Genomic DNA, 11,871 nt, shown 5'->3' on the forward strand with positions numbered 1-11,871 from the left:
TATCTAATGTTTCATATCTTTTATCCATAATTTAAAATGTTTTATGCAAATATAAACATAAAGCGATAAATCCAATACGTCAAAGAACAATTACCGATTTTCAGAGGCTCGATTTACCTCATTACTTATTTGTATTGAGCGTCCCTCAAAAATAAGAAGGACGCTTGGTTATTACTTTCTAAAAAACATATCTCCCGAAATAGACCGTGCGGTATCATCATTCGTCAATCGGATATACCGGAAGAAGTTTTGTTCAGTACGATGTCCTGTCAGCCGCATGATTTCAAGTGTTTTCATTCGTCCAGTTAAATACATGTTGGTTGCTGCTGAACGCCTAGCGGTATGGCTACTAATTAACTGCCACTTTTCTTTAGTGACTGTCTGAAGACGACCGCCTTTGGTAAACGAATAAGCGATTTTATCTGTTAGTCCGATCTCTTTCATTATTACCTTCAAATATTTGTTGAAATATTGAATACATAATTTACAGGGGATGCATCCGTGATACTTTGCGAATATCTCCAGTACATAGTCATGCGCCGGGACCTTAACATCTACATTGGTTTTCTTAGTACGCTTCACGATGTATCTGTCTTGCAGGTTGTCGGCTGTCAGAGTGGAGTAGTCAGAGTATCTAAGGGCTGTCAAACATCCTAAGACGAATAAGTCTCTGATCCGCTCTTTTGCCATCCGTTTGTCCTGATTGACAAATTTGTAGTAGTATATCCTTGTAATCTCATTCATCGATAGGAACACAGCATTTGTTGGTTCTGTTTCAAGGTCGATCTCATTATAAGTGTTGTCTACTGCGTAATTGTACATAGCTGCCCTTCTGACTAATGTTTGAATCTTCTGTATATACCCTACTATCGTATTATGCCGGAGTCCCTGATCTTCTAAGTAGATTATGAAGTCATCCAAGAATTCTGCCGTAACAGAATTGGTATATATATCACAATCAAACTCAACAGAGAAAGCATCAATGTGCTTTATGATCGCATCGTACACGGCTGCATAGTGTTCAGACTTGCGTCTGCTTTTCTTTTCAAGTATTTCCCGGGCAAACGTAGTGAAGTAAATTCCTTCCAAGGGTTTGGATTGCCGGAAATGGTTAATGTAGTCCTTTTTTGGCTTTGCCTCATGGACCGGAGATGATACTGCTAATACTGCTTTGGCTTTTCATTTTAAAGGTTTACATTATATCTTTCATATCTATCGGCTTTTTATCCTTATCATAAAGCTTGACTTGTAACCGCTCCACCAGTACAAAGACAAAAGAAGCAGTATCGGGGTTGTCAATTCTGAGCCGGACTCCAGTAAGCCCTTGTGTCTTTGCTTTTTGCTGGAGCAAGTCGCAGGGACTGTTGTAATAAAGCCAATAGTAAACTAATTGTCCCAGAAGAGAATTCTCTATCCAGATGATAATATCAACTGCATCACGGTAGAACATGACTTATTATTCTTTCTTATCCGGCATCCACTTTGTAGTGACTACCGCTTTCAGTTTCCCACTGCCCTGACATACCGGGCATACCTCCCTTATACTTTCGTTCCGTTCACCCAACACCGGATACCAGCCATTGCCATGACACTGGCTGCACTTTAATCCATAATAAGTATCCTGTTCGTAAGGATGCTCCTTCAGAAATATTGGTGGGTAAACCTCATGGACTTGTATTTTCTTACTCATATTCTTTCAATTTACGTTTCGCTGCTTCCAGCAATTCATTAAACATCGCTTCGTCTTCGTAACGGGCGGTGACATGCATCAGGTCCGTATGGTCTTTCTGTCGAATAATTAGCTACACCGGGGCATCGGTGGCTAGAGCCTGTTCCACCAGTGCGGAGACCAACCGGGGAAACAGGCGCATTACATTCGTGATCATTCAAGGTTAATGGCGCTCATGGACAGTGGTATACCTCTTTCTTTCCCGTTCTCATCGCGCATGCTTGCCTCTATAAACGCGCAGGTGTCTACCGGGCGATAAGCATCTTTGATAATGCGGATTCCGTCGATGAATTCAGGGTCATGAGACTTATCCGCTTTTCTCTCCAGTTGGAGGATAGAAGAAAGTTTCATGTTTCCTTTTTTGTCTTTAGAAAGTAATCCCATGACGGTATCAACCAGGTCGGCACTGTTTTCATCTTTTGCCATCGTGCGCAGGTATGCCATTACTTTTTCCACGCCTACTTGTGCCGTGTCGTCCCAGCCGTCGTTGGTACGTACGCCTAGCGTGATTTTCATAGAACCGTCCATGGTGTTGTAGGTACGGCTTTTGCGATTGATCCTCACCTTAAAAAGTTCTTCTTGCATATCCGTCACGGCTCCGATAGCTTTGAATACGCGGTCCTTGGCCTCCATCATCAGAGAAGACAGTTTCATAAGTTCTTTCACCTCTTCTCTTACGGTAACGTCTTCCAGTTGCTTGTAATTCTCACGCTCGCGGGCAACGCGTTCTTTTTCATTTCTTTCTTCCGCCTCGAGCTGGGCTTTAATGGCGGCTTTTTCTTCTTTTGATAATTTACTGATGTCCATACAATTTTGATTGATTAAATGGTTCATACTATGATTAATACTTGATATTATATCGTTCTTTGGTATCTGTCTCTCTTTTACGGCGTTCCTGATCTTCTTCCGTCAGTTGGGAGGGGGCTTTGAGTTGCGCCATATTACTTTTATTTTGTTCAATTCGGGAATTAAGATTGTGCCATTCCTGTATCAATTCGTCCGTTTCGCGTGAAGGTTCCAGCAAGTTACACTCGATCAGTTTCTCCGTTATCTCATCCATGCGCGATTCGTCGCGCGTGATCCGCTCTTCAAGTTGTAGGAGCTCCTGCTGGCGGAGAGTCATGGTGTAACCGGTTTCATAATGTAGTCTTCCCATAATCTTTTTCCTCCTTTTTTGAACGGTGTTCTTTCACTACAGCACTACGGTCCAACTCGTGCTTGCTGTAATAAACATTGAGTCCCTTCAGGTAACCGGTTATAAATCCATTGTTCGCCCAACGCTTGATGGTGGTTTTACCACAACCGACATATTTGCAAGCTTCCGCCTGTGAAATAAGATCGTTGTCGGGAGCGTCTTTTATACTTTTCCGCTTTGTATCACTTTTCGGTTTGGACAGTTTCATTCGACGTTCAAGACGCTCCAGGCGTTTGATGATCCCATTGAATTGCTTTGCCGATACGGTTATCATTTCCTCTTCGTGCCCGGGGAATTCCACTTCATCCATCCAGGGGGCAAGTACTTCAAGGCTGATGTCTCCCTTCAGGAAGCGGGCAGCATCTCGAGCGGCGAAGAAGAGTTCTTCGTTTCGGTCTGATTCCGATACATTTTTAACATATTGCTCGAACACGAAGCGTTCGTTCCACCGGTGGCTGAGGACGTTTGCCTGTTCCAGACTGATCCGGCTGCCTTCGTCACGGAGTATTTTTATAGCCTGGTTGATTTCTGATTGTTTTCGCATATCGTTTTAAGTTTTTATTCATTATCGGGTTCTTTGCGAACAATGGCTTCCAGTTGTTTCTTCACTGCTTTGAGTTCTTCCGGATTCATTTCTCTAAGAGTCTTACGGTATTTCGTCCGGGAACGGCACCACATATTTATCTTTGCCAGATTCATCTGCTTGTCATCTTCGGTATCAGAAGGAAATCCTTTGTTAAGGAAGGATATTCGCATCGAAAGGTGATAGATGGAGCGGAGTACGGCATTGGCTTCTTGCTGCATCATCTTTCGTACCTGTTCGTTTTCCCGATTCAGGTGAGAAAGCAGCAGGCGGGCCTCGTTCATGGTGAGATACTTGGTACTGGCAGTTCGTCCGCCTGTGAAGGAGGCAATGCACTCGTGGCGGGCTTCGTCGTCCATCCCATGAGCGTGGAAGGTGGCGTGCAATGCTTTGAGTTGCTGAGGGGTAATTGGTTTGTCATTGGTTGTTTTCATACTCAATTCTATTAATCGTTCAGTTTCTCTTCTCCCCAGTATTTCATTGTCTGTTCCGGCCAGATATCATAATGTCCCACCGGTCCGATGAAGCGGCCTTTGGAGAAAGCCCGATAGCCTTCGATATAGATTTTCAGTGAAGCGTCATACATCACACTTTTCGCTGATCTTCCATTGGGTAAACGTCCGTCGGCATGGCTGACAAATATCAACAGCTTGTTTTTATGCAACTCCTTAAACACTATATATTGTCTGTAGGTCATCTGTGTATATTGAAAACTGTCTATCACTACGATGTCCGGGCTTTTCTGTCGCTTCAGGCGAATGCTTAGTTGTTCTATGCTCTCGTTATCAATCAGCAGGAAGCGCCGGTTTACATCCATCATTCCATATCGTTCCAATGTGTTGCGCATGGTCAGACTGGCACCTTCTTCCATACTATTGTATGCCACACGTCCAAACTGGCAAAGGTATTTGCAAAGTTGCATGGCAAAGGAGGTTTTTCCATTGGCGGAATTCCCCCAGATAAGCCAAACGCCTTTGCGTTCAGGAAGTCCGAAAGCATCATACCACTCACCGGTAAAAGGAAAGGTGTTGTATTTCATGTTCAGCATTTCACGTACTCCTTTAGCATTTCGGTCGAATGTTCTTTTCCCTTCCATCACTCCGCTTCTCCTTTCTGAACACGGCTTTCAGATCGACGTTTCTGGGCATGAACCACTCGTTTTACCCGGCGAAGATCATTATCTGTACTGGCTGCATCTTTGATCACTTGTTTGATTTCGGCTTCATTCTCCAATCCGTTAGCCTTGCAAATGGCATAGATATCGTTTTGCGTAGTGGTATTGAGATCAAAGAATCGGCGACCAATGCGGCTGTTGATTTCCTTATAACCCTTTTTGTTGTAACGTAAACCGTTTTCCATGCGGCGCTTTATGTAGTCGGTACTCATGAAAACAATCCCGGCACGTCCTTCCAGACGGTTGTAGATAGAAATGAAGTAATTCAGTACACAGTCCGTCAGTTTGTCGCCTTCGTCGAATATTAGCAATGGGTTGTCGAGGAATGAAATCATGCTCAGGGCGTATTCCAATGTGTCACGCAAGTTGGTTCCGTCGGTGGGCGCACCTACTTGTTTGGCAATCTCACGCACGAAGTCGCTACGTTTCATGTCTTCGGAACAGAGGATGTAATACACGTTGCGGTGAGAGCGGCGGAACTCAATGGCAGTGGTGGTTTTACCACATCCGGCATCACCTACCAGCCAGGTGACGTTCTTATACATCTGTGAATCACTGAACACATAAGTAGCCATGCGGAAATTGTCACTTTCGGTCAATGTCCAGTTGTCCAGACTAAAGCCTATCTGCACGGCAATACGGGTGAACATATCGTCGCTGATGGCTGTATATTTGGAATTTAGAATTTGCGATACGGTGGCGGCACTTACATCTTGCAGGCTTTCGCTGGCGCGGCTGCGTGAAGGGTAGTTGTCGCAATAGGACAACAGTGCATCACGGATGGCATCTTTGTGGGTTAAAGTTAGTTTCATTGTTTACGTATGATTTAAATGATTGTTGAATGCTGTTTAAAAACGGTTATAGACATCGTCTATGGTAAGATTGGACACTGTCTTGGTGTATTCGCCCGTAGTAGAATAGTCTAAGGCCATGTCTGTTTCCTCTTCCTCCTGCATGCGTTTCTGTGGCAATGAAAGTGGAATATCCAGTTCGCCCCGGTCGTTCTGCTCCCGATATATGCCCATCTTCTTTTTGCTGATGTTCTTCGGTTTCGGTGTGGAGAGTCCAAAGAGTTCAGCAGCGATGTGTTCGTCCAGATCGAAACGTTCACCTTCGAGCTGGATGGCGGCCATGATCAGGCGGTTCTGCTCAATGGTGCGGAAGATGAAACTGGTATCTCCGGTAGTGCGCTCTTGTGTGGCACGGCTGACGGTGACTTTGGGAGTGGCCGTAGTGCTGTACTTTAATCCGCCGGAGGTTACTTCCCACAGTTCGATGCGGGTCATGTCCATAGGGTCATACATTATCTGGAATGAACGACCGGTATTGCGAAGTGCCCACTGGACGTCGCGCATACCGTCGGTTGCGTATACATCGTAATGGTATTTCTTTTTGTTGATCTCCGGTTTTACCCCATCGTTGGTGTAGGTTATAGGTTTTGCAGTTGTCAGCCAGAACATTTGAACGATATCCGCGTCGGTAATTGGCTGCGCTTCGGGGTTCTCGCTCATTTGATACATTTCAATGCGCGATATGCCGGTAGCCGGATGTTGGGAGTTATTCCATTCTTCACGACACTGTTTATAGATTTTCTTCATTTCTTCCAATGTGGGCAACGCATAGGCATTTTCTTCGATGAATTCAAGGTTTGGTTTGCTGTTTAGCTTCTTGGCTGTCACATTTTGTCCGGTGAAGAACCAAAGTTTGTGTAGCACTTGTTGTTGGAAGCGACCGAAAGTGCTTTCTATGCTTTTTGATTGTCCGTTGTAAGGCATCGTGGGCTTATGCAAACGGCAAATTTTCTTAAAGAAGCCTTCGGATGCTAATTTATTGTGACTGCCCTGATTGTCGGTTACAATCTCGTAGGGGCGAACTCCTGCGAACTCTACTGCCATGCGGTAGGCACGATATTGATTTTCAAAATTCTCGTGCGGAGCGATGTCGTATCCTATCAGGGTTTCACTGTATGCATCCATCACTTCGTAGGCACTAGTGGTACACATTTTATTGTTGGCGTCACGATAATAGAGGTTGATTTTAGTACCGTCACCATACCAAAGCGCATCACGCATTTGGGGAAGGTCGGTCTTCAGCAGACTGGCGTATTTCGCTTTCCACTTTTGCATACCATAAACTGCGGCATACCACATCGGCATAACGGCCGGGTCATTCAGGTAGTTCTTTACGGTAGTGGGTGATTTGATAGTGTTTAGTCCTCGTTCCACTGCCTGACGGTTGTATTCTTCAAATATTTGTGATTCGGTGTAGCGTGGTACGATACTGCGGCGCAGCTTCAGTAATAGGCGGGCTTCATCAGCGAGGATGATGCGCGCCGCTTGGTTACCAGTGTTACGGTTCACCAGGGCTACATAGCCCATGCGCTTGTAAGCATTGTATTTCTGGCGCAAACGGGTAGCATTCGCGGGTAATGTATGGTTGTAGCGTTCGCGTAACTTCTCGCAAGTGCCTAGTACTGTCTCCCAAACCACTGATTTACGAATGTAGCCGCATTTCTTGTGCATGGCTTCAGTCTCTTTTTCTACGCGAAACATTTCATTCATCACTTCGACGTTGAGCACGTATTCGGACTGACGTTCCAGTGATATGGCCGGTTTGTATGTCTTATAAAACTCAATGGCTTTGCTGTCTGATTTAATAAAGTTACTCATAAACTGTTCTTTCAATTCTTCTTTGGCATTAGGGTAAAGGCGGTCGTACGCCTGACGAATCAACTCGGGAAGGGTGTTGTAGTCGATAAGAGCGCAGGAACCGGCTCCCTTACCCGGACGAACTACCCGCAACTTTCCTTCGCGAACTTTCTTTTTGTAGCTTGGAATGCTCAATATCCCTCCCTGTGATACCAGTTCAGGAAAAGTGACACATCTTATTTTACCGTACATTTCCATAATCAGAAACTTTTATATCTTTATTAGTGCAAGTGTTCGGCATCGAACCGAATATGTAAGCCGCATGGTTGCTCTTAAACTGCTATCTGAAAAACACTATCCCTATTCATCCCGAACCGGAATAGTTTTGCTATATTTGTAGCATGTCAAACTAAAATTCAATTATTTATGTTCTTATTTAAAATAACGGTAACTATAACGTACTTAAGAACTCATCCAGACGAGATTGTTCTACTTCATAAGCATATAGATCAGACTTTCCAGTGTTTCGTGAAACCGCTTGGGTATAACATTGCCTGGGGAGCGAGTAAATTACGTGTTCCTTCCCAATCGATGGACCAGGCTGTAACTGAATCCGATATTTTTGTAGTAGAACGTAAATTCCTCCAGTATAAGAACGTCCTATCCTCTGTGAAGATATTCTCCGGTATAATAGAGTTGTTACAATCGCAAGGATACGTAAACATAAGTTAGAAATTGGCAAGAGACAAAATCGTAACAGAATAATGTCCAGCTTCATCTTGACTGACTTCATCACTCAGCTCTCCTTTCTTCCTCCAAAGCCCGTCCCAGCAACATAACCATTGCCAGAATCACCAGCAAGCCAGCGGCAAAAGCATCTTTGAAAGGAACTTCCAGCTTATCTACCATACCGATAGCAGTTACTAAAGCCACTGCGGCAACTACATTTTGAATCCATCTAATTACTTTCATATCTTTATTTATTTAATGGTTTCCGTTTTCGTGACTTTTCCAAATAATTCTTCATATACCTTCATCACCTTATTGGCTTGCGGTCCTTTGATATCTCCCCGAAGAGCATTATACACTGTTTTCTCACTGCACCCGGCAGCTTCTGCTACTTTCTTTTTCCATCCTCTTGGCGGAAGAACTGGAAGTTCTACTTCCTTGATAATTACTGTCTTCATATATCACGTTTTAAATTTCTTTCGTATATTTGTGGCGTTACCTGTTTTGGTAACGGCAGCAAAGTAAACCATTTTGGTTTATATATGCAAACTTTTATAAATCTTTTTGCGCTATAAATGGAAAATATTGCTTTACTTAAAGAGAGGTGGTTCAAAAAAGAGGTTGAACGACTAGCCAAAGACAATGTATCTAAAGCTGACATTGCGAGGGCGTTAGACATTAAACCTCAGTATCTTAACTCCGTATTGAATGGAAGCAGGAGTCTTACGGATTCTTTCCTTGATAAATTTATTGAGATATATCAAATAAACCAATTTGATTTATATAATATAGAAGATACTCACACAGATTCTGCCTTAACTATTCGCTTTATAAATAAACTCGATGAGAAAGACACCAAAATCGACCAACTCCAAACGGAACTCCGTGCTATGACCGAAGAACTTGCTACCCTCAAAGCCAAGTACCCGGAAACAACGGCAGATCATCCTGAGGGTTTAGGCCATGCGAAGAATGCTTCTACAAAGAAACCTTCTTCGCCGAATGCCGACAATGTGACATCTGTCACTGCCCCATAAAAAAAGAAAAACATAGTAAGATTATCAATAATTAAAATAAGTACAATGAAAACGTATGATTTAATAGAAAGACACATCAGAAATATTGATTTTAATCCTAAAGAAATGGAAACCACTCCATTTATGTATGATATAATTAAGTTTATTGATGAAAATAAAAGCACAAAAGATGACGAACTCATTAGAAAATTCATTGATAAATTCGGAGTCCATGTAGAATTGAGAGAGCATTATGCCTTGTTTAAAAGTGTAAAAACTATTAAAAAATGGATTACATTTTTTGGAATAGTTTTTATTATTGAGATCTTGGCAGGAATTCTCTTAGCCAGTATTTATTTTGCACAACACTGATGATAACTGTACAGATTAAAACTCCCAGTAATTGTACCGGGAGTTTTTCTATTCAACAATCATTTTACCTTCTCTCCGCACGTTTTATTCTCTCAGACGAAGCACTGATCATGTGAGCTACTCAACTGCTCCACCCTACAATATTATGCGACGCACGCACGTTTATAGCACGAATATACCATATTTTGCACTAACTCAAGTACTTATAATATCTTGTTATAATGCGTATATAGATAAAACAGCGTAATATCCTACCTACAAAAACACATTAAAACACCTAAACAAACACAATACTGGAAATATGACGCTTAAACTTTATGTTAAAACCATTTAAAAAGGTATCCCTTAATTCCATAACTACAAGAAATATATCTATAAATAGGTATCCCTTATCGGTATCTCTTAAAGTATCCCTTATGCCATATTTAACAATTTGTCCACCCATAATTTACATTCCAGAAATCAGCGATCTGCATATAGTCTCATACTAGTTTATTCAGTTCATCTAAACAATCTAAATTATCTATATTTTCATGTTAGATACTTCCATATAATTATTATATAGAATATCTTTGCATAATAAACTTCCAAATAATAACGATATGACCAAAGTGATTCATGTACATCTGATTTTTGAAAAGAAGGACTATTATTTCGGTAGCATCAGTGCCATTTATACAGTCCTAAATGAGACCCAAATAGGTATAAAACTTAGCAGCCTTCAGCACGCCGGTCTCACCGATGGAGGTGTAAAATTGACCCAGAAAGCCATTATACGGCAGTCACACCTTATTCGTAATGCACAATAGGAGTAGTCTCGCTATTTCAAAAGAGAATGGGCTGTATCGCACCTCAAAAGCATCAATACAACCCATTCTTTACCCTGATGTCGTTTAAAGTGTTTAGAATCGCTTCGATTTCCCTTCAAACGTAACACAAATGTTGCCCAATGTTACATTTTGATTTGATTTAGGTTTACGCCTCAAATCTTCACTAACCAGCGTGTTCATCGGCATTCCATCCTCATTCACCTACTGCATAATTTCCATACAAATCGTATTGTCCCCCCTAAACCTCTGTCCATATTTGTCCGGACTGCAAATATCTCATTTACAATCAATAAAAGTAATTTTGCAATTAAAAAAAATGAGATTATGAGAACAACTTTCAAACTATTATTTTTCGTAAAACGCAACGCAGCAAAAAAGAACGGTAATGCACCAATCATCGCACGCATAACCATCGACCAAATTGTATCGCAGTTTAACACCCAAATGGAGATAAATCCCGCTAATTGGAGCGTGAGCGCAGGAAAGGTAGCCGGAAGAAGTGCCGAAGCAATAAGTATCAACACCATGCTAGACAGCATCCGCAGTACCGTACACCAACATTATCATGCTTTGTTGGAACAGGACGGTTATGTGACCTCTGAACGGGTAAAAAACGCCTTTTTAGGTAAGATTGAACGGGGTAAAACTTTAATTGAGTTCTTTGAGATGCACAATGAACAATACTTGCAGAAGGTAAAGATGAATACAGCAGATAAGACTTATTCTCGTTACGAACTGACAAAGAAACGTCTTATTGAGTTTATGAAGTTCAAGTATTCAGTTTCAGATATGCTTATCAAGGAAATAAACGTGGTGTTCATTGACAACTTCCTGCTGTATATCAAGAACCATCACGGATGCACCCACAACACAGCGATGAAGTTTGTACAACGCTTTAGAACTGTTGTGTACTTCGCCAAGAATACAGGACTGGTTACTGCTGACCCTTTCGGGAATTATAAGGTAAGGTTTGAGCAGACGGACAGGGATTATCTAACAATGGAAGAGATAACTACCATCTACAATAAGAAGTTTGCTTCTAAAAGGCTGGAACAGGTACGGGATTTATTCATTTTTAGTTGCTATACGGCACTTTCGTACATTGATGTATGCGAACTTACCAAAGACAATATTCGCATCTCATTCGATGGTAATTTGTGGATAATGACTAAACGACACAAAACGAATGTAACTTCTAACGTCCGGTTACTCGAAATCCCAAAAGCTATCCTTGAAAAGTACAAAGACAAGTTACCAAACGGGATGATTTTACCGATTATAAGCAACCAAAAAGTTAATGAGTACTTGAAAGAAATTGCGTCTATTTGCTCTATAAATAAGAGCCTGACATTTCATGTTGCGCGTCATTCTTGTGCAACTTCAGTACTGATTAGCAATGGTGTACCTATCGAAACTGTTTCCAAAATCTTAGGTCATACCAATATCAGAACCACTCAAATATATGCGAGTGCGCCCAGATTGGTCGCTTAATAAATACTTCTATAGCAAGAAGTTAGGATTGGGTTCGATATAATCCTATCGTCAATCAGTTTATTCAAAGGGGAAACCTAATGGGGAGTGTAGCATACTGATTA

The 11,871-nt window shown here is 41.9% G+C and carries 16 protein-coding genes; 4 read left to right on the top strand and 12 right to left on the bottom strand.

Annotation, left to right across the window (positions count from 1 at the left end; translation table 11 throughout):
- Positions 1-171: 171 nt before the first annotated feature.
- The 12 genes from PHO71_RS24045 to PHO71_RS24100 all read right to left on the bottom strand — a co-directional run bounded on the left by PHO71_RS24045 (position 172) and on the right by PHO71_RS24100 (position 8,516).
- Complete coding sequence (locus PHO71_RS24045) at positions 172-1,116, bottom strand: phage integrase SAM-like domain-containing protein (protein WP_300208566.1); 945 nt, start codon at positions 1,114-1,116, stop codon at positions 172-174.
- A gap of 76 nt (positions 1,117-1,192) precedes the next feature.
- Positions 1,193-1,450: a hypothetical protein gene (locus PHO71_RS24050; protein WP_300208537.1), complete on the bottom strand. Its 258-nt coding sequence runs from the start codon at positions 1,448-1,450 to the stop codon at positions 1,193-1,195.
- 6 nt (positions 1,451-1,456) lie between these two features.
- Positions 1,457-1,690, bottom strand: a complete 234-nt coding sequence (locus PHO71_RS24055; RefSeq protein WP_300208539.1) for a hypothetical protein — start codon at positions 1,688-1,690, stop codon at positions 1,457-1,459.
- Positions 1,691-1,882: 192 nt separating this feature from the next.
- Positions 1,883-2,536 (bottom strand): DUF3164 family protein, encoded by a 654-nt coding sequence (locus PHO71_RS24060; RefSeq protein WP_300208541.1) that lies wholly within the window; start codon positions 2,534-2,536, stop codon positions 1,883-1,885.
- A 34-nt stretch (positions 2,537-2,570) separates the two neighbouring features.
- A complete protein-coding gene (locus PHO71_RS24065; RefSeq protein WP_300208543.1) occupies positions 2,571-2,885 on the bottom strand; it encodes a hypothetical protein in 315 nt (104 codons plus the stop codon).
- Positions 2,866-3,468, bottom strand: a complete 603-nt coding sequence (locus PHO71_RS24070) for a helix-turn-helix domain-containing protein (protein ID WP_300208544.1) — start codon at positions 3,466-3,468, stop codon at positions 2,866-2,868. The genes PHO71_RS24065 and PHO71_RS24070 overlap by 20 nt, the downstream gene beginning before the upstream one ends.
- A gap of 14 nt (positions 3,469-3,482) precedes the next feature.
- On the bottom strand, positions 3,483-3,941 hold the full coding sequence (locus PHO71_RS24075) for a hypothetical protein (protein ID WP_300208546.1): 459 nt from the start codon (positions 3,939-3,941) through the stop codon (positions 3,483-3,485).
- An 11-nt stretch (positions 3,942-3,952) separates the two neighbouring features.
- Entirely contained in the window at positions 3,953-4,603 is a 651-nt protein-coding gene (locus PHO71_RS24080; protein WP_300208548.1) for a hypothetical protein, read from the bottom strand.
- The gene (locus PHO71_RS24085) at positions 4,603-5,493 is read right to left on the bottom strand and encodes an AAA family ATPase (RefSeq protein WP_300208550.1); all 891 of its coding nucleotides are present in this window, start codon (positions 5,491-5,493) and stop codon (positions 4,603-4,605) included. Before PHO71_RS24085 ends, PHO71_RS24080 begins: the two co-directional genes overlap by 1 nt.
- A gap of 36 nt (positions 5,494-5,529) precedes the next feature.
- On the bottom strand, positions 5,530-7,587 hold the full coding sequence (locus PHO71_RS24090; RefSeq protein ID WP_300208552.1) for a hypothetical protein: 2,058 nt from the start codon (positions 7,585-7,587) through the stop codon (positions 5,530-5,532).
- Between the two features lie 534 nt (positions 7,588-8,121).
- Positions 8,122-8,301 carry a hypothetical protein gene (locus PHO71_RS24095; protein WP_300208554.1) on the bottom strand — a complete coding sequence of 60 codons (180 nt, stop codon included), beginning with the start codon at positions 8,299-8,301 and terminating at the stop codon, positions 8,122-8,124.
- An 8-nt stretch (positions 8,302-8,309) separates the two neighbouring features.
- Positions 8,310-8,516, bottom strand: coding sequence for a hypothetical protein (locus tag PHO71_RS24100; protein ID WP_300208556.1), 207 nt, complete (start codon positions 8,514-8,516; stop codon positions 8,310-8,312).
- A 117-nt stretch (positions 8,517-8,633) separates the two neighbouring features.
- Here PHO71_RS24100 and PHO71_RS24105 point away from each other — a divergent pair, with 117 nt between their 5' ends.
- From PHO71_RS24105 to PHO71_RS24120, 4 genes are all read left to right on the top strand, one after another.
- The gene (locus PHO71_RS24105) at positions 8,634-9,095 is read left to right on the top strand and encodes a helix-turn-helix transcriptional regulator (protein WP_300208558.1); all 462 of its coding nucleotides are present in this window, start codon (positions 8,634-8,636) and stop codon (positions 9,093-9,095) included.
- A gap of 45 nt (positions 9,096-9,140) precedes the next feature.
- Positions 9,141-9,446: a hypothetical protein gene (locus PHO71_RS24110; protein ID WP_300208560.1), complete on the top strand. Its 306-nt coding sequence runs from the start codon at positions 9,141-9,143 to the stop codon at positions 9,444-9,446.
- Positions 9,447-10,048: 602 nt separating this feature from the next.
- Positions 10,049-10,255, top strand: coding sequence for a hypothetical protein (locus PHO71_RS24115; RefSeq protein ID WP_300208562.1), 207 nt, complete (start codon positions 10,049-10,051; stop codon positions 10,253-10,255).
- Positions 10,256-10,600: 345 nt separating this feature from the next.
- A complete protein-coding gene (locus PHO71_RS24120; RefSeq protein ID WP_300208564.1) occupies positions 10,601-11,767 on the top strand; it encodes a site-specific integrase in 1,167 nt (388 codons plus the stop codon).
- Positions 11,768-11,871: the final 104 nt, after the last annotated feature.

It is taken from the genome of Bacteroides sp. (assembly GCF_028690125.1).
Lineage (GTDB): Bacteria > Bacteroidota > Bacteroidia > Bacteroidales > Bacteroidaceae > Bacteroides.